The following is a 23,537-nucleotide window of genomic DNA, read 5'->3' as shown; positions in this document are numbered from 1 at the left end:
CTCTCCCATGAAGTGGGAGAGGGGAGAACACCGCGGCAAATTCCACAGACACAAGACGCGAACCATCGCGCTACCAACAGGCTCCTGAATGCACCGACCCGACATCCGTTCATGGCTGCGCGCCATGTTCGCTGTGCTGCTGCTGGCCGCTGCCCCGCTATGGGCCGCCACGCCGCTCACACAGGCTGACCTGAAGCCGCTCGCCGAAGACGACTTCGACGCCAAGACCGCCGCACTCACGAAGATCACCCAGGCGCCGGCGGCGCAGGCCGGACCCATCCTCAAGGCGTTGCAGGACGACGCGCTGCAGTTTGCGCCGTCCGTCGGCATGGTGCGCACCGAGGGCGACAAGACGTTTGACGCCATCACGGGCCAGCCTGTCACGGCGAAGCCCGACGAGCTGGAATCCCTGACCCTGAACAACAGCCTGCGCTCGATCGTCGACAGCGCCGCGAGCAGCCTGCTGCTGCAGTCGCCGGACATCGCCGTACGCACGCAAGCCATCAACACCCTGTTCGACCAGCCCGAGAGCGCCTCGCGTGACGCCGTGGAAGCCGCCCGCAAGGCCGAGGCCGATGCCGCCCTGCGGGCGCGTCTCGACGTGATCTGGGCCAGCACGGTGCTGGCCGAAGGTGCGAGCGCCGCGCGCGACGCCCGGCTGGAAGCGATCCGCCTGCTGGCCAGCGACAGCAATCCGCAATCACGCCAGAAGCTGGCCCCGCTGGTGGAGAAAGATGAGTCCGGCAAGTATCGCGAGCCCGACGAAGGCGTGCGCGTGGCCGCCCAGAAGGCGCTCGACCAGTTGCGCAGCAACGAACGCCGCGCCGAAGTGGTGGGCAACCTGTTCGCGGGCCTGAGCCTGGGCAGCGTGCTGCTGCTGGCCGCGCTGGGCCTGGCCATCACCTACGGCCTGATCGGCGTCATCAACATGGCGCACGGCGAGTTCCTGATGCTGGGCGCCTATGCCACCTATGTGGTGCAGACGCTGTTCCGCGCCTACCTGCCGGCCGAGGCATTTGGCTGGTACCTGGTGGCCGCGCTGCCGGCATCGTTCCTGGCCGCCGGGGCGGTCGGCTTCGTGCTCGAACGCACCGTACTGCGCCACCTGTACGGCCGTCCGCTGGAAACGCTGCTGGCCACGTTCGGTATCAGCCTGCTGCTGCAACAGGCCGTGCGCACGATCTTCGGCGCGCAGAACGTGGAGGTCGCCAACCCCTCGTGGATGAGCGGCGGCTTCGAGGCCATGTCCGGACTGGTGATCCCGTACAACCGCGTGGTCATCATCCTGTTCGCGCTGGCCGTGGTAGCGGTGGCGTGGGCCGTGCTGAACCGCACGCGCCTGGGCCTGTTCGTGCGCGCCACGACGCAGAACCGCACCATGGCGGCCTGCGTGGGCGTGCGGACCTGGAAAGTGGACAGCTACGCGTTCGCGTTCGGCGCCGGCATCGCGGGCCTCGGTGGCTGCGCGCTGTCGCAGATTGGCAATGTGGGGCCCGACCTCGGACAGGCGTACATCATCGACTCGTTCATGGTGGTCGTGCTTGGCGGGGTGGGGCAGTTGGCGGGCACCATCGTCGGCGCGTTCGGCCTCGGCATCATCAACAAGTTCATCGAGCCGTTCTACGGCGCGGTACTGGCCAAGATATTCGTCCTCGTGCTGATCGTGCTTTTCATCCAGAAGCGCCCGCAGGGACTTTTCGCCCTCAAGGGGCGCAGCGCGGAGGCCTGACATGTCCAGTTTCCAATCGAAATCCGGCAAGGCGTTCCGGCTCGCCGTTCCCGAGCGCCAGCCTTTGTTCTCGGGCCGCGTCTGGACGCTGCTCGTGGCGTTCACGATCATCGTCGGCATCGGTGTGCCCGTCTGCGCACTGGTCCTGCCCGAGGGGCATCCGCTGCATCTCTCGGCCTACGCGCTGACGCTGATCGGCAAGATCATGTGCTTCGCGCTGGCCGCCATCGCGCTGGACCTGGTGTGGGGCTATTGCGGCATCCTGAGCCTCGGCCACGGGCTGTTCTTCGCGCTGGGCGGCTATGCCATGGGCATGTACCTGATGCGCTCGATCGGCCGCGAGGGTGTCTACAAGAGCGACCTGCCCGATTTCATGGTGTTCCTCGACTGGAAGGAGCTGCCATGGTTCTGGCACGGCACGGAGCATCTGCCGTACGCGCTGCTGCTGGTGGTGCTGGTGCCGGGAGTGCTGGCGTGGCTGTTCGGCTTCTTCGCGTTCCGCTCGCGCATCAAGGGCGTGTACCTGTCGATCATCACGCAGGCGCTGACGTATGCCGCGATGCTGCTGTTCTTCCGCAACGAAACCGGGTTTGGCGGCAACAATGGCTTCACGGACTTCAAGCGGATCGCCGGCTTTGCCGTGGCGGCGCCCGAGACCCGCACCGCGCTGTTCGTGCTGACCTTCCTGGCGCTGATCGGTGGCTTCGTGGCGTGCCGCTACATCGTGACGTCGAAGCTGGGCCGCGTGGTGACCGCCGTGCGCGATGCCGAGATGCGCGTGATGTTCTCCGGCTACAGCCCGCTCGGCTACAAGCTGTTCGTCTGGACGTTCTCGGCCGTGCTGTGCGGCATCGCTGGCGCACTGTACGTGCCGCAGGTGGGCATCATCAACCCAGGCGAAATGTCGCCGGCCAACTCGATCGAGATGGCCGTCTGGGTGGCGGTGGGCGGTCGCGGCACGCTGATCGGCCCGATCATCGGCGCCTTCCTCGTGAACGGCGCCAAGACCATGTTCACGGCCTATTTCGCCGAATACTGGTTGTTCCTGCTGGGCGCAATGTTCGTCCTGGTCACGCTGTACCTGCCCGATGGGGTAGTGGGCCTGGTACGCCGGCTGCGCGCCACGCGCCAGCCCGCCCGGAAGACTGAAGCCGCTGCCGGCGAACCGGTGCCGGCCCCGCAACAAGGGAGCAACGCATGAATGCCGCACTGGGAGTAGAGCAGGCCGAAAGCGGCGACGCCACCGGGCTGGGCCGCATCCTTGAACCCGGCGTCATCGATACCACGCACGGACCTATCCTCTATGTGGAAGGGCTGACCGTGCAGTTCGACGGGTTCCGCGCGTTGAACAACCTGTCGTTGTCGATCGACCACGGCGAACTGCGTTGCGTGATCGGCCCGAACGGCGCGGGCAAGACCACGATGATGGACGTGATCACCGGCAAGACCGGGCCGCGCAATGCCAACGTCACGGGCCGCGTGTTCCTGGGGCAGACCATCGACCTGATGCGCATGACCGAGCCGAAGATCGCCCAGACCGGCATCGGCCGCAAGTTCCAGAAGCCCACCGTGTTCGAACAGCATGAGGTCTGGGAGAACCTGGAGCTGGCGATGAAGGCCGACAAGCGCTGGTGGTCGTCGCTGCGCGCGCGGCTGACCGGCGAGGGCCACCGCCGCATCGAGGAGACGCTGGCGCTGACCGGGCTGGAGGACGAGGCGTACCGCCCGGCCGGCCTGCTTTCGCATGGCCAGAAGCAGCGCCTGGAGATCGGCATGCTGCTGATGCAGCAGCCGCAACTGCTGCTGCTGGACGAACCCGTGGCGGGCATGACCGACGAGGAGACCATGCAGCTGGCCGGATTGCTGAACAGCCTGCGCGGCAGCTGCTCGATGATGGTGGTCGAGCACGACATGGAGTTCGTGGCCGCGCTGGCCGGCGAGAAGGGCAAGGTGACCGTGCTCGCCGAAGGCAGCCTGCTGGCGGAGGGCACGCTCGATGCCGTGAAGCGCGATGAGCGCGTGATCGAATCCTACCTGGGAAGATAACGATGCTGCAGGTCAATGCACTGAATCAGTACTACGGCGGCAGCCACATCCTGCGCAACGTCTCGTTCGACGTGCCGCACGGCAAGCTGACCACGCTGCTGGGCCGCAACGGCGTGGGCAAGAGCACGCTGCTGAAATGCCTGATGGGCGTGGTGCCGACGCGCAGCGGGAGCGTCAGCTGGGACGGCAAGGCGCTGGAAAAGAAGGCTCCCTATGAGCGCGTTTCGGCCGGACTGGCCTACGTGCCGCAGGGCCGCGAGATCTTTCCCCGGCTTACGGTCGAGGAGAACCTGCTGATCGGCGCGGCCAGCCGGGGCAAGCCCGCTGGCGTGCCGGATCGTATCTACCAGCTGTTCCCGGTGCTGCGCACGATGCGGCATCGGCGCGGCGGCGATCTGTCGGGTGGACAACAGCAGCAACTGGCCATCGGCCGGGCGCTGATGAGCGAGCCCAAGTTGCTGATCCTGGACGAACCCACCGAAGGCATCCAGCCGTCGATCATCCAGGACATCGGCCGCGCGCTGCGCCTGCTGGTGGACGAGTACGGCATGACCGTGCTGCTGGTGGAGCAGTATTACGAGTTCGCCCGCCATCTGTCGGACCACTACGTGGTGATGAGCCGCGGCGAGGTGGTGGCCAGGGGGCCGGGCGCGACCATGGAACAGGACGGCGTGCGAGAACTGATCGCGGTGTAGCGGATTGCGCTGCGCGAACACCGTGCGGACGCCTTTCGGCGAAGGCGCCCGCGCGCTATGATCTGCGCCACCGTTCGCCGGCTTCGCTCCCGCGTCTCCACGCCATCGCCCCTGTTCATGCGTCACCCTGACTTTCCCTCGTCGCTCGCCGTGCCCTCGTCCTGGCACGCCCGCCTGCGCCTGCGCTTTGCGGTGCGCGCCGGCCGCACCGCCATGGTCGAGCGCCGCCACGAGGGGCCGCTGCGCGTGCAGAAGCCGCTGTATCCCGAGGGCGAGATCTGCCATGGCGTGGTGCTGCATCCGCCTGCGGGCGTGGCCGGCGGCGACCTGCTCGACATCGATATCGCTGTGGAAGCGGGCGCGCACGCGGTACTGGCCACACCGGGGGCCACCAAGTGGTACAAGTCGGCTGGCCGTGACGCGGCGCAGCACGTGCGTATCGACGTGGCCGAAGGCGCCCGGCTCGACTGGTTGCCGCAGGAGAACATCGTGTTCGACGATGCCCGTGCGCGGATCGCCACCGATGTGGTGGTGGCGCCGGGCGGCAGTGCCATAGGCTGGGATGCCGTGGTGCTGGGCCGGCTGGCGTCGGGCGAGCGGTGGGCCAGCGGCTCGCTCTGGCTCGATACGCACATCGGCGCGCCCGGCCAGCCCCTGTGGATCGAACAGTCGCATTTCGAAGCCGGCTCGCCGCTGCGCGGCGCCGTGGCCGGCATGGATGGCCTGCCGATCCTGGGCACGCTCTGGGCGGTGGGGCCGGGTGCCACGCAGGACCTTGCCGAATCGCTGGCCGAACGCCTGCCGTACCAGCCCGCGCTGCGCGCCGGTGTGACCTGCCTGGCAGCACGCGCGCAGGCGCAGCCCATGCTGCTGGTGCGCGTGCTGGGCCGCGACATGGAAGCGGTGCGGCACCTGATGATCGATTGCTGGCAAACGTTGCGCATGCCCATCCACGGCGTGCCCGCCCGGCCGCTGCGGCTCTGGGCCACCTGAACCATAACCAAGCACACATGGAACCGAAGCCGACATGGAACTGACGCCTCGCGAGAAAGACAAGCTGCTGATCTTCACCGCCGCGCTGCTGGCCGAACGCCGGCGCGCGCGCGGACTCAAGCTCAACTACCCCGAGTCCGTGGCGCTGATCACGGCCGCGATCATGGAAGGTGCCCGCGATGGCCGCACCGTGGCCGAACTGATGCATGAAGGCACCACCGTGCTGGCGCGCGAGGACGTCATGGACGGCGTGGCCGAGATGATTCCCGAGATCCAGGTGGAAGCCACGTTCCCGGACGGCACCAAGCTCGTGACCGTCCATCACCCTATCGTCTGACACCGCTCACGCATTCAACAAGAAGAGGATGAACCCTATGCACCCGAACCATCGCGCGCTCGGCGCACGCCTGCTCGCCGGCGCCACGCTGTCCCTGACCGCAGTCTCGGCCTTCGCTCACCCGGGCCACGATGGCGCCACCGTTGGCGCAAGCCTGTTCGCCGGCCTGGCGCATCCGTTCACGGGGGCGGACCACCTGCTGGCCATGGCCGCGGTGGGCGTTTGGAGCGCGCTGGCGGCATCGCCGAAAGGTTCGTTCGATGCTGGTGCGTCCAGGCTCGATCTGCTGCGCCTGCCATTTGCGTTCGTGGCGATGATGCTGATCGGTGCGGCGCTGGGCCTGGCCGGGGTGGCGCTGCCCGCCGTGGAGCCGATGATCGCCGCGTCGCTGCTCGTGATCGGCCTGCTGGTAGCGGTTCGCGCCCGGCTCCCGGCCATGGCCGGCATGGCCATCGTCGGCGGCTTCGCGCTGTTCCATGGCTATGCGCACGGCGCCGAACTGCCGGCCACGGCCGCAGCAATGCCGGCGGTGCTGGCCTACGTGGGCGGGTTCGCCGTCAGCACGATGGCGCTGCACGTGATGGGTATCGGCGCTGGCGCGTTCCTGCGCCGCCATGCCGGCTGGATCGCGCGCGTGGCCGGTGCCGGCGTGGCGCTGTACGGCGCTGGCCTGCTGGTCGCCTGACGCGACGGGCCACACGCAAAGGAGCAAGGCGATGATTCCCGGTGAACTGATGCCGCTCGACGGCGAGATCGAACTGAATGTGGGGCGCGCGACGATCAGCGTGACCGTGGCCAACACCGGCGACCGCCCGGTACAGGTAGGCTCGCACTTCCACTTTTATGAAACCAATGCCGCGCTGTCGTTCGACCGCGAGTCCGCGCGCGGCTTCCGGCTCGACATCGCGGCGGGTACGGCGGTGCGCTTCGAGCCGGGCCAGTCGCGCACGGTGCAACTGGTGGCGCTGGACGGTGACCGCATCGTCTACGGCTTCAACGGCAAGATCATGGGAGCGCTGTAATGAGCGTGAAGATTTCGCGGCAGGCCTATGCCGAGATGTTCGGACCCACCACGGGTGACCGCCTGCGGCTGGCCGACACCGGACTCGTGATCGAGGTGGAGAAGGATTTCACCATCTACGGCGAGGAAGTGAAGTTCGGCGGCGGCAAGGTGATCCGCGACGGCATGGGGCAGAGCCAGCGCATGTCGAAGGATTGCGTCGATACCGTCATCACCAACGCGCTGATCATCGACCACTGGGGCATCGTCAAGGCCGATATCGGCCTCAAGCACGGGCGCATCGCCGCCATCGGCAAGGCCGGCAACCCGGACATCCAGCCGGGCGTGACGATCGTGGTGGGACCGGGGACGGAAGTCATCGCGGGCGAGGGCATGATCGTCACGGCCGGCGGCATCGACACACACATCCACTTCATCTGCCCGCAGCAGATCGACGAGGCGCTCATGAGTGGCGTGACGACGATGATTGGCGGCGGCACCGGGCCCGCCACGGGCACCTTCGCCACCACCGTGACGCCGGGCCCGTGGTACATGGAGCGCATGCTGCAGGCGGCCGACGCCTACCCGATGAACATCGGTTTCCTCGGCAAGGGCAACGCCAGCCAGCCGGAGCCGCTGACCGAGCAGGTGGAAGCCGGCGCGATCGGCCTGAAGCTGCACGAGGACTGGGGCACGACGCCGCAGGCCATCGACACGTGCCTGTCAGTGGCCGACGCCACCGATACGCAGGTGGCCATCCACACCGATACGCTGAACGAGGGCGGCTTCGTGGAGGCCACCATCGCCGCGTTCAAGGGCCGCACGATCCATACGTACCACACCGAGGGCGCCGGCGGCGGCCACGCGCCGGACATCATCAAGGTGTGCGGCGAGTCCAACGTGCTGCCCTCGTCGACCAATCCCACGCGTCCGTACACGGTCAACACGCTGGACGAGCACCTCGACATGCTGATGGTGTGCCACCACCTGGACCCGTCGATTGCCGAGGACATCGCCTTTGCCGAATCGCGCATCCGCCGCGAGACGATTGCCGCCGAAGACATCCTGCACGACCTTGGTGCGTTTTCGATGATTTCGAGCGACTCGCAGGCCATGGGCCGCGTGGGCGAGGTGATCATCCGCACCTGGCAGACCGCGCACAAGATGGCCGCGCAGCGCGGCAAGTTGCCCGGCGATCCGCACGATGCGCGCGGCGGCCACGACAACTTCCGCGTGAAGCGCTACATCGCCAAATACACGATCAACCCGGCGCTGACGCACGGCATCGCGCACGAGGTGGGGTCGATCGAGGTTGGCAAGTGGGCCGACCTGGTGCTGTGGAAGCCGGCCTTCTTCGGCGTGAAGCCGAGCCTGATCCTGAAGGGTGGCATGATCGCGGCGGCAGCCATGGGCGACCCCAACGCGTCGATCCCGACACCGCAGCCGGTGCACTATCGGCCGATGTTCGCGTCGGCGGGGGGCGCACTGCCGAAGTCGTCGCTGACGTTCGTCTCGCAGGCCGCGCTGGAGGCCGATGTGGGCGGCCGCTACGGCTTGGCCAAGACGCTGGCCGCCGTGCGCGGCACGCGCACCGTGAGCAAGCGCGACATGGTGCACAATGACTGGCAGCCGCATGTCACGGTCGATCCCGAGACCTATCAGGTCGTGGCCGACGGCCAGTTGCTGATGTGCGAACCGGCCACCGTACTGCCGATGGCGCAACGCTATTTCCTGTTCTGACCCGTGATCAAGATCGATAAAGTCCTGCCCGCGCCACACGGCATTGCGCCGGTGCTGGTGAACCGCGCACCCAAACTCGTCCTGCCGTTTGGCGACCGCAGCAAAAGCCGCCTGCGCGCCGTGCTCGGCAACGGCGCCGAGGCCGCCCTGTTCCTGCCGCGCGGCACCGTGCTGCGCGGAGGCGACCTGCTGGTGGCGGAGGACGGCACGTTCATCGAGGTGCAGGCTGCGGCAGAAGCGGTGCTCGAAGTGTCCGCCCGCGACCCGCAGGCGCTGATGCGCGCGGCCTATCACCTCGGCAACCGGCACACACCGGTGGAAGTGGGGCGCGAATACCTGCGGCTCGAATACGATCCGGTGCTGGCCGACATGCTCGCGCGGCTGGGCGTCCAGGCCACGCGCGCCGATGCTCCATTCGAACCGGAGGCCGGGGCGTACGGCGGCGGCCACAAGCATGGACACGACGCGACGTTCGCGGAAGACTATGCTGCGGCGCAGGCCGTGTTTCACGAGCATCACCATGGGCATGACCACGATCATGGGGATGGGCATGTGCATGGGGAACACTGTGGGCACAAGCACTGATGTGATCTCACGATGAATCAACCGCCAGCCCTCTCCCCCAACCCCTCTCCCGCAGGCGGGAGAGGGGAGAACACCGGTGGTTCGCTCCCCCCTCCCTCTGGGAGAGGGGCAGGGGGAGAGGGCAGGCGCATCAAGCGGAGTCAGTTCCAATGACCGCACTGCCCCAACTCATCTCCCTCCTTCACCTCGCTTCCCCGGCCCTCCCGATCGGTGGCTTCAGCTACTCGCAAGGGCTGGAGGCGGCTATCGATTGCGGACTGGTGAAGGACGCCGATAGCGCATGCCGCTGGATTCATGACAACCTCGTCCACGTCCAGGCCCAGTGCGAGGCGCCGGTCTGGCTGCTGCTCCACCGTGCCTGGGTGGCTGGCGACCACGTGTCCGTGGCGAAGTGGAACGGGTGGTTCCACGCTACGCGCGAAACGTCGGAGCTGAGGCTCGAGACCGAGCAGATGGGCTGGTCGCTGGCCAAACTCGTCGGGCAGATGGCGTGGGGCGACGCCGCCCTGCGCGAGGCGTTGGGCGGGCTGGCGCCGCTCTGCCTGCCCACCGCATTCACGGCCGCCTGCGTGGCGCTGGGCATCGACGAGCGCGACGGGCTGGCGGCCTACGCCTTCAACTGGGCCGAGAACCAGGTGGCCGCCGCCATCAAGGCGGTGCCCCTCGGCCAGGTGGCCGGGCAGCGCATTCTGCTCGGGCTGCATGACGCCGTGCGCGAAACCGTCGACGAGGCGCTTCGCCGGGCCGCCACCGAGCCACCGCGGCTTTCCACGTTTTCCCCGATGCTGGGCCTGCTGTCCGCACGACACGAGACGCAGTACTCCCGGCTGTTCCGATCCTGATCCTCCGAGTCCACCATGACCCGTACCAAGAAGAATCCTCCGCTGCGCGTTGGCGTGGGCGGCCCTGTCGGCTCCGGCAAGACCACGCTGCTGGAAATGCTCTGCAAGGCCATGCGCGACCGCTACGACCTCGTGGCGATCACCAATGACATCTACACCAAGGAAGACCAGCGGCTGCTGACGGTCTCGGGCGCGTTGCCGGCCGAGCGGATCATGGGGGTGGAGACGGGCGGCTGCCCGCATACGGCGATCCGTGAGGATGCGTCGATCAACCTGGAAGCGGTTGATCGCATGCTGGCGAAGTTTCCGGATGCAGACGTGGTCTTCATCGAGTCCGGCGGCGACAACCTGGCCGCCACGTTCAGCCCCGAACTGTCGGACCTGACCATCTACGTGATCGACGTGGCCGGCGGGGAGAAGATCCCGCGCAAGGGCGGGCCGGGGATCACGAAGTCCGACCTGCTGGTGGTCAACAAGACCGACCTGGCGCCGTACGTGGGCGCGAACCTCGGGATCATGGAGAGCGACACGCGCAAGATGCGCGGCGAGCGCCCGTTCGTGATGGGCAGCGTGAAGGCAGGGCAGGGGCTCGATGAAGTGATCGCCTTCATCGAGCGGCAGGGCATGCTCGGCGTCTGAAGCGCGCCCGGACCTGTGCCGCTACGCTACCGGGGGTGGCGGCGCGCCAGTGCGCGGGCCACGCCGGCCACGACATCACGATCCACGTCGTTGAGTTCGGACATGTAGCGCAGCGTGGCCTGCACCGACGGAGACTGCTCGGCGTCGAACGGCGACCGGGCCGGCTCGGTGCTGTCTTGCGCAACATGCTTGCCGAAGTCAAGCATATCGTTTGGTGCAACGCCGAGCGTGTCTGCCAGGGTACAGATGTTATATAGCGCAACATTCCGCGTGCCGCGCTCGATGCCGCTGAGGTACGATCTGGCCAGGCCGCTCTCCAGCGACAGGGCCTCCTGCGACCAGCCGCGCTGCTTGCGCAACCAGGTCAAATGGCGTCCGAACAGCTTGAGTGGGTCTGCTGTCATAGTGCTACTTTGTGGATAATAAGTCGCTAATCGATCGAGCCTAAGGGTTTGACCTATAGGCAACGACAACTTATAGTTTGTCGTTCTATCGGTGCCAGTTCCGCATCTTAAGGGATGCGCCCGCCAATGGGTGCGGCATCGGAGGCTGACCGGACGGTGCCGCGCACCGTGCCGAAACGGGGCTGTCGCGCAGTGGGTCGTCGGGCGGAGAACCGCCTCGCGCCGTCCATTGCGCATGTCGGGACCTGCTGCGTCCCATGCTCCGTTTCGTAGAAATGCCATGCAGATTTTCACGCCCTCCGACACCCGTGCGCGCGGTGCACTGCCGTGCGAAATCACGCCTTTTACAACAGACTCTACTTCGCGCGTATGTGTCATTCCGGCAACGGCCCGGCTCGGACATGTCGCCAAACCGCGCGATTGGCGGCGTGCACGCGCTATCGGATGCCGCATCCCGAGCGTCCGCAATGGTGGGCATGCCAGCATGGCGGCGTACGCGTACTCGACGGTGAAGCAGAGCTGGCGATCCTCGCCAGCGGCGATGCGTTCGTCGCGCAGCCCGGCCGGGAGTATGTCGTGCAGGCCGTGCTCGACAGCATTGTCGTGCGGACCATCGCCCTGCAACGGTGCATGCACGATCCCGATGCGGCCGGCATGGGCGAATTTGTCGCGCTCGAGCCCGGCGAGGCCGACTGGGGGCTGCGACTCCAGGCGCGCGGGTTGTACTGGGCCCATTGCCACCACGGCGCCATGTGCCTGCAGTGGCGCGATGACACCATGCCCGACGGGCCGCGCACCATTCTGCTGCAGCCCGGCATGAGTTTCGCGCCGGGCGCCGGCGAGGATTTCTGCGTCGATGCGCTGTTGCCCGGCGCCAGCCTGCTCTGCTGCATGCGCCTGCCGGAACCCACTCCCTCGCGCCAGCCGGCGTCCTGGCACCAGGCCGCCTGACCCGTTCGGGGGATGCGCTTCAGCGCCGCTGATACTGCGTGGCGCCGAACAGGAACTCGCGCTCCTTGTCGGTCTGCAGCGGCTGGCGCTCCTTGGCCAGTACCTCCACGCCACGTTGCACGGCCGGGCGCGCTGCGATCTCGTCGAACCAGCGCTTGAGGTGCGGGTAGTCTTCCAGTTCCACGCCCTGGTTCTTCCAGCTGCGCAGCCACGGGAACGTGGCGATGTCGGCGATCGAATAGCTGTCGCCGGCCAGCCAGGCGTGCCTGGCCAACTGCTTGTCGATCACGCCGTACAGACGCTTTGCTTCGTTCGTGTAGCGGTTGACCGCGTATTCGATCTTCTCGGGTGCGTAGATGCGGAAGTGGTGGGCCTGACCCAGCATCGGACCAACGCCGCCCATCTGGAACATCAGCCACTGCAGCGCGTCGTACTTGCCGCGCACGTCCCCGGGCAGGAACTTGCCAGTCTTGCCGGCCAGGTAGAGCAGGATCGCGCCCGATTCGAACAGCGAGATCGGCGCGCCGTCGGGGCCGTCGCTGTCGACGATCGCGGGAATCTTGTTGTTCGGGCTGATGCGCAGGAACTCGTCACCGAACTGGTCGCCGGCGCCGATGTTGATCGGATGCACCTTGTACGCGAGGCCGCACTCCTCGAGCATGATGTGAACCTTGTGGCCGTTCGGGGTGGCCCACGAATAGACGTCGATCATTTGCAACGTGCTCCCTGATGGTTAGGCCGGGGCATTTAAGCATGAATGGAATAACCCTGCTCGCAGCGCATGTTCGAGCGAAAAAAGGCCCGACGCGGACTGCCGTCGGGCCTTTCTGCCGTACGTCCTGCCAGATCAGGAGCCGCGCGTCACCGGCATCTGGATGCTATCCGGATTCAGGCTCATGTGCTTGGCCAGTTCGAGCTTGGCAATGGCGTTGCGGTGCACCTCGTCCGGACCGTCGGCCAGGCGCAGCGTGCGCTGGTGCGCCCACCAGTTGGCCAGCGGGAAGTCGCCCGACACGCCCGCGGCGCCGTGAACCTGGATGGCCCAGTCGATCACGCGCAGCGCCACGTTCGGTGCCACCACCTTGATCATGGCGATCTCGGCCTTGGCCACCTTGTTGCCCACGGTATCCATCATGTAGGCCGCCTTGAGCGTCAGCAGGCGGGCCATCTCGATGTCGCAGCGGGCCTCGGCGATGCGCTCCTGCGTCACGCCATGGCGGGCCACCTGCTTGCCGAACGCCACGCGCTCCAGGCTGCGCTTGCACATCAGTTCCAGCGCGCGCTCGGCCACGCCCACGCTGCGCATGCAGTGGTGGATGCGGCCCGGGCCCAGGCGACCCTGCGCGATCTCGAAGCCGCGGCCTTCGCCCAGCAGGATGTTGCCGGCGGGCACCCGCACGTTCTTGAGTTCGATTTCCATGTGGCCGTGCGGCGCGTCGTCGTAGCCGAACACGGGCAGGAAGCGCTTGATCGTGATGCCCGGGGTGTCGGCCGGCACCACGATCATCGACTGCTGCTCATGGCGGCCGGCGTCGGGGTTGGTCTTGCCCATCACGATGTAGACCTTGCAGCGCGGATCGCCGGCGCCCGACGACCACCACTTGGTGCCGTTGATCACGTAGTGATCGCCGTCGCGCTCGATGCGGCATTCGATGTTGGTGGCATCGGACGACGCCACGGCCGGCTCGGTCATCAGGAAGGCCGAGCGGATCTCGCCGCGCAGCAGCGGTTCCAGCCACTGGTCCTTCAGTTCCTCGGAGGCGTAGCGCTCCAGCGTCTCCATGTTGCCGGTGTCCGGCGCGGCGCAGTTGAACACCTCGGCCGACCAGGGCACCCGGCCCATGATCTCGCACATCGGCGCGTATTCGAGGTTCGACAGCCCCTCGGGCGCCCGCTTGGAGCGCGGCAGGAACAGGTTCCAGAGCCCGGCTTCGCGGGCCAGCGGCTTCAGTTCTTCCACCACCTTGGTCGGAATCCACGCGTTGCCGGCTTCGCGGTTCGCCTGCACCTCGGCGTAGAAGCGCTTCTCGTTCGGGTAGATGTGCTGGTCGAAGAACGCCAGCAGCCTGGCCTGCATCTCCTTGACCTTGGGCGAGTACTCGAATTGCATGGGGTCTCCTCGGTAACCCGTGCCGCACCGGGCCGGGTTGGTGACTGGGTTTGTGACGGGCACGCCGTGCCAACCGTGGCTACTCTAGCCCAGGAAGTGAAATTAGAAAAATGAATTTTCTGGATTGGTCAGTATCAATGTGCTGCATTTTCATGCCAGAATGCGCCAACGCTCCCGTGCCAGGAAAGTGCCATGCAGCTCAGCCGGATCGATCTCAATCTTTTCGTGGTTTTCAACGCCATCTACAGCGAGGGCAGTATCACCGCTGCCGCGCGGCAGCTCAACCTGACCCAGCCGGCCGTGAGCCACGCGCTGGGCCGGCTGCGCACGCTGTTCGACGATCCGCTGTTCGAGCGGCGCGGGCAGGGCATGGCGCCCACGCCGCTGGCGCGCTCGCTGGCGGGGGAGGTGCGCACCGCGCTCCAATCGTTCGCGCGCACGCTGCAGGACACCCCCCACTTCGATCCCGCCAACACCACGCGCCGGTTCACCATCGGCATGCGCGACGCGCTGGAATCCACGCTGCTGCCGCCGTTGATGGCGCGCGTCACGGCCATCGCCCCGCATGTCGAGATTGCCGCGATCCGCTTCGACCGCCGCGAGATGGAGTCGGAACTGCTGGCCGGCACCCTCGATGCCGCGCTCGACATCCTGCTGCCGGTCTCCCCGGCCATCCACCACACCGCGTTCATGGCCGACCCCATGGTGGTACTGGCCCGGCGCGACCATCCGCTGGTGATGAAGGAACTGACGCTGGAGCGCTACCTGGCCGCCGAACACGTGCACGTGTCGTCGCGGCGGCGCGGCGCGGGGCTGGAGGACCAGGCATTGCACCGCATGGGCCTGACGCGGCGTGTGCGGCTGCGCTGCCAGCACTATGCGGCCGCCTGCCGCGTGGTCAGCTGTACGGACCTGCTGGCGACCCTGCCGATGCGCTACGCGCGCATTGCGAACGAGCCGTACGCCAACCGCCTGCTGTCGCTGCCGTTCAAGGTGCCGTCGCTCGAACTGCACCTCTACTGGCACGCCGGCGGGGAGAACGACGGCGCCAACCGCTGGCTGCGCGACCAGTTGATGGCCGTGATGGCGTCGCTCGGCACCGGCATGGCCGACGTGGCAGCGTCCGCGCCGGGCTGACGGCCCGCGCCGGGTGCCCCGCGCTCGGATCACACCGTAAGAAAATGTTCTGAAGCTGGACGGTCATGGTGGGCATGCCTACCATCGTCCCCGTTCCTCTGCTCCAGGACGCATCACATCGAGGCGCTGCCGCGCCCTGGCGTCCCACCCGGTCCTCGCACCGGGTTCGCGGGCAGTTCCCCCATTCCAATCCATCGGGCCATCGGGCCGCATCCACATGCCAGGGAAACACTCGCGCTTGCGCCACGCATTCTTCCACCGCAACCCGCTCGCGGCCGGCACGCTCGCCGCGTGCGCGGCGCTGACACTCGCTGCCTGTGGCGGCGGCGATGGCGGCTCGGCCACCCCCGCCGCGGCCGGCGCACCGGCTGCCTCCGGTACGCCGGGCGCGGGCAACACCAGCGCCCAGCAGTCCGCCACGAACCCGGCGGCCTCGCTGCCGGCAGGTGGCGACCGGGCATGCTACACCGTCACGGGCAATGCCCCGGCGCCCGTCACCGGCGCCGTGAGCCTGTTGCCGGCGCGCGGTACCGGTGTTTCCGGCTATCGCACGCTCGAAGAGCCGCGCACGGCGGGCCTTTGCTATGCCAACTACCGGCGCGAGCAGGTGGGCCTGGCACCGCTGACCGCCCGCGATGCGCTGAACACCGCGGCGCAGAACCACACGGCCTACATGCTCGCCAACCAGACGCTGACGCACGACGAGCAGGCGGGCAAGACCGGCTACACCGGCGCCGCGCCCAACGACCGCATCCAGGCCGCGTACCCGAGCAACGCCACGGCCGAAGTGGTGGCCGGCGCCAATCGCTGGACGTCTGCGGCCAACGCAAGCCTGTCGATGGCGCCGAAGGACGCGCTGGTCATCGATCTGGTCAACGCGCCGTTCCACCGCGCCGCGCTGCTCGGCAGCTATGGCTCGGCCGGCAGCGGGTTTGCCGAATCGGTGGGCCCCAACGGCTCCGGCACGGCCGCGTACTACTACCAGACCATCGACCTCGCCGACCGCAGCGTGGGCGGCGCCGACAACCAGATGGTGGCCTACCCCTGGAACGGCCAGGCCGATGTGCCGACCAGCTGGGTCAACAACGAGAGCCCGAATCCGGCACCGGCCTACGCCGGGCAGACCATGGGCTATCCGGTCACGGTCCAGGCGGTCAACACCGCGCTGGCGCTGAATGCCGATACCTTCACGATCACCGATGCCTCGGGCAACAACGTGCCGTGCGAGAAGGTGGACGCCCGCACCTCGGGCATGTCGGGCGCCGCACGCGGGCTGGCCATCTGCACGCCGCGCGCGCCGCTGGCGGGCAAGACGCGCTACAACGTCACGGTCGGCGGCACGCTGAACGGGCAGGGCGTCAACCTGAACTGGTCCTTCACCACGCTGTAAGCGGCCCGCCGGGCGGTTCCAGCGGGGTCCGGACGGGAGGCGCGAGCCTCCCGTCGTGCATTCGGCCGAGCAGGCCGAAGCGCCTTTTCAGACTGTTCTCATATATTCAGGGCCCCGATCGCCGCTACAATCGCCGAACCTTCCCCCCATGGAGTGACGGCATGACGGACGCAGCGGCAGCATCCCGGGTATCCCGGTCGAACCCTTCCGATTCCCTGCACTGGCGCGGCGCCATGGCCGCGGCGCTGGCCGTGCTGCTGGCGGCGTGCGGTACCACGGCGGAGAAGAGTGCCACGGCACCGGCCGCGCCATCCGCCGGCACCGCCCGGCCGGCCACGGCGGCGATGCCGCCGGCTCCCGAAGTGTCGTCGGGCTATCGGCCCGACATGACCACCACGATCGCGCAGAAGCACATGGCCGCCGCGGCGAATCCGCTGGCGACCGAAGCCGGGCGCGAGATCCTGCGCGCCGGCGGCTCGGCGATCGATGCGGCCGTGGCCATGCAGGCCGTGCTGACGCTGGTCGAGCCGCAGGCCACCGGCATCGGCGGCGGGGCGTTCATCATGTACTGGGACGGCAAGCGCGTGCAGGCCTATGACGGCCGCGAGACCGCGCCCGCCGGGGCGACCGGGAACCTGTTCATGCGCCCGGACGGCAAGCCGATGGAATTTTCGGAAGGGCAGATCGGCGGACGCTCGGTAGGTGTGCCCGGCGTGCTGCGCGCGCTGGAGATGGCGCACCGCGAGCACGGCCGGCTGCCATGGGCGCGGCTGTTCCAGCCGGCGATCAGGCTGGCCGAGAAAGGCTTCCCGATGTCGCAGCGGCTCTACACCCAGGTGGCGGCCGACAAGTTCATGGGCGGCTCGCCAGACATGTCCGCCTACTTCCTAGACGGCCAGGGCAAGGCGAAGGCCGTCGGCACCATCGTAAAAAATCCACAACTGGCGCAGACGCTGCGCGAGATCGCCCGGCACGGCCCGAACGCTTTCTACAACGGGCCGATTGCGCGCGAGATCGTGGCCAAGGTCAACGGCCATGCCAATCCCGGCAGCCTGTCGCTGGCTGACCTGAAGGGCTACAAGGCCAAGGTGCGCGTGCCGGTCTGCACCGACTACCGCCAGTGGAAGATCTGCGGCATGCCGCCGCCGTCATCGGGCGGGATTGCGATTGCCCAGATCCTTGGCACGCTGGAGGCGCTGGAGAAGCGTGACCCGCGCTATGCGCTGGCCAGCCTGAAGCCGACCGCCATCAGCCTGCCGTCGAAATTCGAACCGAACCCGCTGGCCGTGCATGCCATTGCCGAGGCGGACCGGCTGGCCTATGCCGATCGCGGGCTGTACGTGGCCGACGCCGATTTCGTGCCGGTGGACGTGGCGGCCATGGTCAACCCGAACTATCTGGCCGAGCGCGCCGCGCTGATCAGCGACAAGAGCATGGGCCGTGCACAGCCCGGCACACCGCCCGGCGTGAAGGTGGCCTTCGCGCCGGACCGCTCGCCGCCGCGCGTGTCTACGTCGCAGATCGTGGCCGTGGACAACCGGGGCGGGGCGCTGTCGATGACCACCACGATCGAGTCGTACTTCGGCTCGCACATCATGGTGCGCGGCTTCATGCTCAATAACGAGATGACCGATTTCTCGTTCACGCCGACCGAGAACGGCAAGCCGGTGGCGAACCGGGTAGAGCCGGGCAAGCGGCCGCGTTCGTCGATGGCGCCGACGCTCGTGTTCGACCGCCAGAGCGGCAAGCTCGTGGCGGCGCTGGGCTCGCCGGGCGGCTCTCAGATCATCGAGTATGTATCGAAGGCGCTGGTCGGGCTGCTTGACTGGGACATGGACGTGCAGCAGGCCGTTGGCATGGCCAATTTCGGCAGCCGCAACGGGCCCACCGAGGTGGAGCGTGGCCTGGTCACGCCGCGTCTGGTCGAGGCGCTCAAGCAGCAGGGCCATCAGGTGGCCGAGATCGAGATGACCAGCGGTACGCAGGTGGTGATGCGCAAGACCGTGGACGGCAGGCAGGTCTGGGCGGGCGGCGCCGATCCGCGCCGCGAGGGCGTGGCGCTGGGCGACTGACCGGCGCGCGGCAATGAAAAAAAGGGGCGCGAATCTCGCGCCCCTTCCTTTTTGCCGCCAGAGTCCGCCTGTCAGGCGTCCAGCTTGACCCCCGACGCCTTGACGACTTGCGCCCAGCGTTTTTCTTCTGCGGTGAACCACTTGCCGGTGTCGGCCGGATTCATCGTGACCACTTCGGCGCCCTGGCCGGCCAGGTTGGCGCGGATTTCCGGCGTGCGGATGATGCGCACCAGTTCCGTGTTGATCCGCTGCACCAGCGCATCGGGCATGCCCGACGGTGCCATCACGCCCTGCCACGTACCCGACTCGAAGTTCGGCACGCCGCTCTCGGCGATGGTCGGCGTCTGGCTGACCAGCGCCATGCGCGTACGCTTGGAGACAGCCAGCAGCTTGAGCTTGCCCGACTGCACGTGCGGCAGCGTGGCCAGCATGCCGTTCATCAGCACTTGAGCGGTGCCGCCCACGGTATCGGCAATCGCCTGTGCGCCGCCCTTGTAGGGCACGTACTGCCACGATGCCTGCGTTGCCTGCTGCACGGCCACGCCGGCCAGGTGCGGCGCGCTGCCGATGGCGGTCACGGCGAAGTTCAGCGGCTGCTTGTGCGACAGCGCCACGAGTTCCTTGAGGTTGTTGGCCGGCACGGACGGGTGCACGACCAGCAGGTGCGGCGAGTAGGCCAGCATGCCTACGGCCTTCAGGTCCTTGTCCGGATTGAACGTGAGCTTGGTGTAGACCGACGGGCTGATGGCCAGCGCGCCTACGTCGCACAGCAGCAGCGTGTGGTTGTCGGTGCCCGACTGCGCAACGATGGCCGCGCCGATATTGCCGTTCGCGCCCGGCTTGTTGTCGACCACCACGGCCTGGCCCAGGGCCTCGCCGAGCGGCTTGCTGATCAGGCGCGCAATGATGTCGGACGAACCACCGGCGGGGTAGGGCACTACCAGGCGGATGGGCTTGTTCGGCCACTTGTCCTGCGCCCAGGCGGATGCCGGGGCCAGGATGCCAGACGTGCCCACGGTGCCCATGGCAGCCAGGCCAGAAAGCTGGCCAAGGAATTGGCGGCGAGAAGAGGTCATGCTGTGTCTCCAGTCAACACTTATCATCAGTTGTCGTACAACGATTGACGCAAGTGTAGGCTGGCGCGGGGCGCTGGTCTATCGGGAAAACACGTAGAACAAACGGTTAATGTAGGGACATGGAGGCAAGCGCGGAGGACAGCCGAGGGTTCTCGGTTGTCATACAACATTCCAGGGATTGCGATCGGTTTTTGCTCCCCTCTCCCGCACGGCGGGAGAGAGGAGTCAATCAGCGCGATCGGTAACGCTCAACCCCCCGCCTTCTTCGCATACTCCCAACCCATCTCCGCCATCGGCCGGGCGCGCTTGCCAGCGTCCAGCGCCTGGGCCGACGAGGCGGTGCCATCCACCACGCGCTTCATGATCCCCTGCAGGATGCCGGCGATGCGGAACATGCTGAAGGCGAGGTAGAAATTCCAGTCGCCGGTGATCTGGCGGCCGGTGCGCTGCTCGTACAGGCGGCGATAGGTGGCTTCGTCGGGGATGCCCAGCCCGGCATGGTCCAGGCCGGCGATGCCGCGGAACTGGCCTGGCTGGATATGCCAGCTCATGCAGTGGTAGCCGAAATCGGCCATCGGATGGCCCAGCGTCGACAGCTCCCAGTCCAGCACCGCCAGTACCTTGGGCTCGGTGGGGTGGAACATCAGGTTGTCGAGCCGGTAGTCGCCGTGGACGATGGTGGTCAGGTCCGCCGATTCGGTCGGGATGTGCTCGGGGAGCCACGCCATCAGCTGGTCCATGGCCGGGATCGATTCGGTCTCGGAGAGCTTGTACTGCTTGCTCCAGCGTTCGATCTGGCGCTGGAAGTAGTTGCCGGGCTTGCCGTAGTCGCCCAGCCCGATGGCCTGGTAGTCAACCGAGTGCAGCGCGGCGATGACGCGGTTCATCTCGTCGTAGATGGCGCCGCGCTCGGTTGGCGTCATGTCCGGCAGCGACTGGTCCCAGAGCACGCGGCCGCTGACGAATTCCATGATGTAGAACGCGCGGCCGATTACCTCCTCGTCCTCGCACAGCGCGTACATATGGGCCACGGGCACGTCGGTGCCGGCCAGCGCCTTCATCACGCGGTATTCGCGCTCGATGGCGTGCGCCGAGGGCAGCAGCTTGGCCTTGGGGCCCGGCTTGGCGCGCATCACGTAGGTCTGGCCCGGCGTGACCAGCTTGAACGTGGGGTTCGACTGGCCGCCCTTGAACTGCTCGACGGTCAGCGGGCCGGCAAAGCCGGCTACATGCTCGCGCATCCATGCCTCGAGCGCGCCTACGTCGAAGCGCTGCTGGTCGGCCACGGGACGCGTGCCTTCGAAGTGCGAAACGTTGGTGCTCATCGTGTCTCCGGAATTTTTTGGATTTTTTGCTATGTCGCTTGGATTGCGTTACGTCATGGGTTGCGCCAGCTTCAGCGGTAGTCCGGCTTGCGCTTCTCCAGGAAGGCGCTGATGCCTTCGCCACCGTCCTTGTGGTGCAGCGCGGCCACGAAGCTGTCGCGCTCGGCGGCCAGGTGTTCGCCCAGCGTGGCGGTGCCCGCATGGTTGATCAGCGCCTTGATGCCGCTGACCGCGTTGGGCGATTCGCGGCCGATGTTCGCGCCGATGGCCAGCGCCTCGGTCAGTGCCTGTCCCGGGGCGACCACACGGTTGACGATGCCAAAGTGTGCCAGACGGGCCGGGTCCACCGGTTTGCCTTCCATCATCATTTCGCTGGCGAGCTGGCGCGGCAGCATGCGCGCCAGTTCGTACGAACCGCCGCCGTCGGGCGTCAGGCCCACCTTCACGTAGGCCATGACGAACTTGGCATCGCTGGCCGCCACCACGAAATCACAGGCCAGCACGATCGAGAAGCCGGCGCCGGCGGCGGGGCCTTCCACGGCGGCGATGATCGGCTTGGGGAAGGCGTGGAACGACTCGATCCATGCGTTCAGCACGCCAATGCTTTCCGCCTGCACCGAAGGCGGCTGCGAGCGGTTGCCGAGCAGCCGGTTCAGGTTGCCGCCCGCGCAGAACACGCCGTCGGCGCCGGTCAGCACCACGGCGCGGATCGCGTCGTCGGTCGTGGCCGCGTCGAGCGCCTTGCGCGAGGCCGCGTAGATGTCCGGATGCAGCGCGTTGCGGGCTTCCGGGTTGGAGATGGTCAGGACGAGCGTCGAACCGACGCGTTCGGACAGCAGCTGGGCAGTCATGGCAGCCTCATTGTCTGGGGCAGGAAAACAAAAAGGCGCCCCGTGTCTCGTCGGGGCGCCCGCTTCGGTATCAGGCTTCTTCAGTCAGCAGCGACAGGCCCAGGCCCGCGCGGCGCCACAGCCAGGGGCTCGGGCGGTAGCGCATGTCGCCGGTCAGGCGGTTCATGTTGCGCAGCACTTCCAGGATCACGTTCGCGCCGATCGTATCGCCGAGGGCCAGCGGGCCCTTCGGGTAACCCAGGCCCAGGTTCACGGCCAGGTCGATATCGGTCGGCGTGGCAATGCGTTGCTGGGCGATGTCGCTGGCGATGTTCACGATGCAGCCGATGATGCGCTGGGCGATGAAGCCGGCCGAGTCGCGGATCACGGTCACCGGCACGCCATCGCTGGCGAACAGGCCGTGCGCGGCGTCGCGGGCGGCGGCGCTGGTGGCCGGCGTGGTCATCAGCGTGCGGCGCTTGGTGGCCTCGAAAGGCAGCAGCGTGTCGATGGCAACCACGCGCGTGGCGTCCAGGCCTTCCTCCAGCGCGGCGGTGGTGGCATCGAGACCCAGCGGCGTGACGACGATCAGCGCGTCGGCGGACGGCGTGTTGCCGCCTTCGACATTTGCCCCGAGCGCGCCGAGCAGCTTCACGGCCATGGCATGGCCACGCGCGTTGGCGCGGCTGACCCAGACGCTGGCCGGACGGCTGTCAGGCACCGCGCGGGTGGCGGGCACCTGCTTCTGGCCTTCCGGGTAGGCATAGAAGCCCGCGCCGGTCTTGCGGCCCAGCAGGCCGCCCACCGAGCGCAGCGCCGTGATCGGCGACGGGCGGTAGCGCGGTTCCTGGTAGAACTGGTTGTAGATCGATTCCATCACCGGATGCGACACATCCAGCCCGGTCAGGTCCATCAGCTCGAACGGGCCCATGCGGAAGCCGGCCTGCTCGCGCATGATGTTGTCGATGTCGACGAACTCGGCCACGCCTTCCTGCGCGGCCTTCAGGCCCTCGATGTTCATGCCGCGCCCGGCATGGTTCACGATGAAGCCCGGCATGTCCTTGCAGCGCACCGGCGTGTGACCCATGCGGCGCGAGAGTTCCATCAGGCGGTCGCCCACGGCGGGGTCGCCCGACAGGCCGTCGATGACTTCCACGACCTTCATCAGCGGCACCGGATTGAAGAAGTGGTAGCCCACCACGCGGCCCGGATGCTTCGATCCCACGGCGATGGCCGTGATCGACAGCGACGAGGTGTTCGACGCAATCACGGCGTCTTCGCGCAGGATGGCTTCGAGCCTGGCCACGAGGTCGCGCTTGACGTCGAGGCGTTCCACGATGGCTTCCAGCACCATGTCGCAGCCGGCCAGGTCTTCGAGCGCCGTGCACGCCTTGACGCGGCCCAGTGCGGCCTCGCTGTCGGCGGCGCTGATCTTGCCCTTGTCGGCCAGCTTGGCAAAGGTATCCTGCAGGTACTGGCGCGCGGCGGCCACGGCCTGGGCGTTGACGTCGAACAGGCTGACCGTCAGGCCCGCCTGGGCGGCGATCTGGGCGATGCCCCGGCCCATGGCGCCCGTGCCAACGATGCCCAGCGACTGGATAGTGGAATTGCTCATTGTTGGTCCAAAAAAGTTGTG

The 23,537-nt window shown here is 67.4% G+C and carries 23 protein-coding genes; 16 read left to right on the top strand and 7 right to left on the bottom strand.

What is annotated here, in order from left to right; translation table 11 throughout:
• Positions 1-88: 88 nt before the first annotated feature.
• The 12 genes from urtB to ureG all read left to right on the top strand — a co-directional run bounded on the left by urtB (position 89) and on the right by ureG (position 10,606).
• Positions 89-1,729, top strand: a complete 1,641-nt coding sequence (gene urtB, locus EV147_RS08415) for an urea ABC transporter permease subunit UrtB (protein WP_130390636.1) — start codon at positions 89-91, stop codon at positions 1,727-1,729.
• A 1-nt stretch (position 1,730) separates the two neighbouring features.
• Positions 1,731-2,930, top strand: coding sequence for an urea ABC transporter permease subunit UrtC (gene urtC, locus EV147_RS08410; protein WP_130390635.1), 1,200 nt, complete (start codon positions 1,731-1,733; stop codon positions 2,928-2,930).
• Positions 2,927-3,775, top strand: coding sequence for an urea ABC transporter ATP-binding protein UrtD (gene urtD, locus EV147_RS08405; protein ID WP_130390634.1), 849 nt, complete (start codon positions 2,927-2,929; stop codon positions 3,773-3,775). The genes urtC and urtD overlap by 4 nt, the downstream gene beginning before the upstream one ends.
• Positions 3,776-3,777: 2 nt before the next feature.
• Positions 3,778-4,470 (top strand): urea ABC transporter ATP-binding subunit UrtE, encoded by a 693-nt coding sequence (urtE, locus tag EV147_RS08400; protein WP_130390633.1) that lies wholly within the window; start codon positions 3,778-3,780, stop codon positions 4,468-4,470.
• A 117-nt stretch (positions 4,471-4,587) separates the two neighbouring features.
• Positions 4,588-5,463: an urease accessory protein UreD gene (locus tag EV147_RS08395; RefSeq protein WP_130390632.1), complete on the top strand. Its 876-nt coding sequence runs from the start codon at positions 4,588-4,590 to the stop codon at positions 5,461-5,463.
• Between the two features lie 34 nt (positions 5,464-5,497).
• Positions 5,498-5,800 (top strand): urease subunit gamma, encoded by a 303-nt coding sequence (locus tag EV147_RS08390; RefSeq protein ID WP_130390631.1) that lies wholly within the window; start codon positions 5,498-5,500, stop codon positions 5,798-5,800.
• 37 nt (positions 5,801-5,837) lie between these two features.
• Positions 5,838-6,485, top strand: coding sequence for a HupE/UreJ family protein (locus EV147_RS08385; RefSeq protein WP_130391235.1), 648 nt, complete (start codon positions 5,838-5,840; stop codon positions 6,483-6,485).
• 31 nt (positions 6,486-6,516) lie between these two features.
• Entirely contained in the window at positions 6,517-6,822 is a 306-nt protein-coding gene (locus EV147_RS08380) for an urease subunit beta (protein WP_130390630.1), read from the top strand.
• Positions 6,822-8,540, top strand: a complete 1,719-nt coding sequence (ureC, locus tag EV147_RS08375; RefSeq protein WP_130390629.1) for an urease subunit alpha — start codon at positions 6,822-6,824, stop codon at positions 8,538-8,540. The genes EV147_RS08380 and ureC overlap by 1 nt, the downstream gene beginning before the upstream one ends.
• Positions 8,541-8,543: 3 nt before the next feature.
• A complete protein-coding gene (ureE, locus tag EV147_RS08370; protein WP_130390628.1) occupies positions 8,544-9,125 on the top strand; it encodes an urease accessory protein UreE in 582 nt (193 codons plus the stop codon).
• A gap of 149 nt (positions 9,126-9,274) precedes the next feature.
• Positions 9,275-9,967: an urease accessory protein UreF gene (locus EV147_RS08365; RefSeq protein WP_130390627.1), complete on the top strand. Its 693-nt coding sequence runs from the start codon at positions 9,275-9,277 to the stop codon at positions 9,965-9,967.
• 15 nt (positions 9,968-9,982) lie between these two features.
• Positions 9,983-10,606 (top strand): urease accessory protein UreG, encoded by a 624-nt coding sequence (gene ureG / locus EV147_RS08360; protein WP_130390626.1) that lies wholly within the window; start codon positions 9,983-9,985, stop codon positions 10,604-10,606.
• 26 nt (positions 10,607-10,632) lie between these two features.
• On the opposite strand, the gene EV147_RS08355 is transcribed toward ureG, so the two are convergent.
• A complete protein-coding gene (locus EV147_RS08355) occupies positions 10,633-11,010 on the bottom strand; it encodes a helix-turn-helix domain-containing protein (protein WP_130390625.1) in 378 nt (125 codons plus the stop codon).
• A 444-nt stretch (positions 11,011-11,454) separates the two neighbouring features.
• On the opposite strand from EV147_RS08355, the gene EV147_RS08350 reads away from it, so the two are divergent.
• A complete protein-coding gene (locus EV147_RS08350; protein ID WP_130390624.1) occupies positions 11,455-11,961 on the top strand; it encodes a hypothetical protein in 507 nt (168 codons plus the stop codon).
• A 19-nt stretch (positions 11,962-11,980) separates the two neighbouring features.
• Here the strand turns inward: EV147_RS08350 and EV147_RS08345 are convergent, their stop codons facing one another.
• A complete protein-coding gene (locus EV147_RS08345; RefSeq protein WP_130390623.1) occupies positions 11,981-12,673 on the bottom strand; it encodes a glutathione binding-like protein in 693 nt (230 codons plus the stop codon).
• 135 nt (positions 12,674-12,808) lie between these two features.
• On the bottom strand, positions 12,809-14,071 hold the full coding sequence (locus EV147_RS08340; RefSeq protein ID WP_130390622.1) for an acyl-CoA dehydrogenase family protein: 1,263 nt from the start codon (positions 14,069-14,071) through the stop codon (positions 12,809-12,811).
• A gap of 192 nt (positions 14,072-14,263) precedes the next feature.
• Here EV147_RS08340 and EV147_RS08335 point away from each other — a divergent pair, with 192 nt between their 5' ends.
• The 3 genes from EV147_RS08335 to ggt all read left to right on the top strand — a co-directional run bounded on the left by EV147_RS08335 (position 14,264) and on the right by ggt (position 18,670).
• Entirely contained in the window at positions 14,264-15,208 is a 945-nt protein-coding gene (locus EV147_RS08335) for a LysR family transcriptional regulator (protein ID WP_130390621.1), read from the top strand.
• A gap of 238 nt (positions 15,209-15,446) precedes the next feature.
• Entirely contained in the window at positions 15,447-16,598 is a 1,152-nt protein-coding gene (locus EV147_RS08330) for a CAP domain-containing protein (protein WP_235844630.1), read from the top strand.
• A 161-nt stretch (positions 16,599-16,759) separates the two neighbouring features.
• Positions 16,760-18,670: a gamma-glutamyltransferase gene (gene ggt, locus EV147_RS08325; protein ID WP_130390619.1), complete on the top strand. Its 1,911-nt coding sequence runs from the start codon at positions 16,760-16,762 to the stop codon at positions 18,668-18,670.
• Between the two features lie 71 nt (positions 18,671-18,741).
• Here ggt and EV147_RS08320 read toward each other — a convergent pair whose 3' ends face one another.
• The 4 genes from EV147_RS08320 to EV147_RS08305 form a co-directional block, all read right to left on the bottom strand.
• Positions 18,742-19,746, bottom strand: coding sequence for a Bug family tripartite tricarboxylate transporter substrate binding protein (locus EV147_RS08320; protein WP_130390618.1), 1,005 nt, complete (start codon positions 19,744-19,746; stop codon positions 18,742-18,744).
• A gap of 248 nt (positions 19,747-19,994) precedes the next feature.
• Positions 19,995-21,071: a phosphotransferase gene (locus tag EV147_RS08315; protein WP_130390617.1), complete on the bottom strand. Its 1,077-nt coding sequence runs from the start codon at positions 21,069-21,071 to the stop codon at positions 19,995-19,997.
• Between the two features lie 71 nt (positions 21,072-21,142).
• Positions 21,143-21,922, bottom strand: a complete 780-nt coding sequence (locus tag EV147_RS08310; RefSeq protein ID WP_130390616.1) for an oxepin-CoA hydrolase, alternative type — start codon at positions 21,920-21,922, stop codon at positions 21,143-21,145.
• 70 nt (positions 21,923-21,992) lie between these two features.
• On the bottom strand, positions 21,993-23,516 hold the full coding sequence (locus EV147_RS08305) for a 3-hydroxyacyl-CoA dehydrogenase (protein WP_130390615.1): 1,524 nt from the start codon (positions 23,514-23,516) through the stop codon (positions 21,993-21,995).
• Positions 23,517-23,537: the final 21 nt, after the last annotated feature.

It is taken from the genome of Cupriavidus agavae (assembly GCF_004217045.1).
Classification (GTDB): domain Bacteria; phylum Pseudomonadota; class Gammaproteobacteria; order Burkholderiales; family Burkholderiaceae; genus Cupriavidus; species Cupriavidus agavae.
This window is presented reverse-complemented; position numbering and strand designations above follow the sequence as displayed.

Bases quoted from the DNA above. Each gene is read 5' to 3' on its own strand.
- urtB (WP_130390636.1), top strand. From the start codon at position 89: ATGCACCGACCCGACATCCGTTCATGGCTGCGCGCCATGTTCGCTGTG.
- urtC (WP_130390635.1), top strand. From the start codon at position 1,731: ATGTCCAGTTTCCAATCGAAATCCGGCAAGGCGTTCCGGCTCGCCGTT.
- urtD (WP_130390634.1), top strand. From the start codon at position 2,927: ATGAATGCCGCACTGGGAGTAGAGCAGGCCGAAAGCGGCGACGCCACC.
- urtE (WP_130390633.1), top strand. From the start codon at position 3,778: ATGCTGCAGGTCAATGCACTGAATCAGTACTACGGCGGCAGCCACATC.
- EV147_RS08395 (WP_130390632.1), top strand. From the start codon at position 4,588: ATGCGTCACCCTGACTTTCCCTCGTCGCTCGCCGTGCCCTCGTCCTGG.
- EV147_RS08390 (WP_130390631.1), top strand. From the start codon at position 5,498: ATGGAACTGACGCCTCGCGAGAAAGACAAGCTGCTGATCTTCACCGCC.
- EV147_RS08385 (WP_130391235.1), top strand. From the start codon at position 5,838: ATGCACCCGAACCATCGCGCGCTCGGCGCACGCCTGCTCGCCGGCGCC.
- EV147_RS08380 (WP_130390630.1), top strand. From the start codon at position 6,517: ATGATTCCCGGTGAACTGATGCCGCTCGACGGCGAGATCGAACTGAAT.
- ureC (WP_130390629.1), top strand. From the start codon at position 6,822: ATGAGCGTGAAGATTTCGCGGCAGGCCTATGCCGAGATGTTCGGACCC.
- EV147_RS08365 (WP_130390627.1), top strand. From the start codon at position 9,275: ATGACCGCACTGCCCCAACTCATCTCCCTCCTTCACCTCGCTTCCCCG.
- ureG (WP_130390626.1), top strand. From the start codon at position 9,983: ATGACCCGTACCAAGAAGAATCCTCCGCTGCGCGTTGGCGTGGGCGGC.
- EV147_RS08355 (WP_130390625.1), bottom strand. From the start codon at position 11,010: ATGACAGCAGACCCACTCAAGCTGTTCGGACGCCATTTGACCTGGTTG.
- EV147_RS08350 (WP_130390624.1), top strand. From the start codon at position 11,455: ATGCCGCATCCCGAGCGTCCGCAATGGTGGGCATGCCAGCATGGCGGC.
- EV147_RS08345 (WP_130390623.1), bottom strand. From the start codon at position 12,673: ATGATCGACGTCTATTCGTGGGCCACCCCGAACGGCCACAAGGTTCAC.
- EV147_RS08340 (WP_130390622.1), bottom strand. From the start codon at position 14,071: ATGCAATTCGAGTACTCGCCCAAGGTCAAGGAGATGCAGGCCAGGCTG.
- EV147_RS08335 (WP_130390621.1), top strand. From the start codon at position 14,264: ATGCAGCTCAGCCGGATCGATCTCAATCTTTTCGTGGTTTTCAACGCC.
- ggt (WP_130390619.1), top strand. From the start codon at position 16,760: ATGACGGACGCAGCGGCAGCATCCCGGGTATCCCGGTCGAACCCTTCC.
- EV147_RS08320 (WP_130390618.1), bottom strand. From the start codon at position 19,746: ATGACCTCTTCTCGCCGCCAATTCCTTGGCCAGCTTTCTGGCCTGGCT.
- EV147_RS08315 (WP_130390617.1), bottom strand. From the start codon at position 21,071: ATGAGCACCAACGTTTCGCACTTCGAAGGCACGCGTCCCGTGGCCGAC.
- EV147_RS08310 (WP_130390616.1), bottom strand. From the start codon at position 21,922: ATGACTGCCCAGCTGCTGTCCGAACGCGTCGGTTCGACGCTCGTCCTG.
- EV147_RS08305 (WP_130390615.1), bottom strand. From the start codon at position 23,516: ATGAGCAATTCCACTATCCAGTCGCTGGGCATCGTTGGCACGGGCGCC.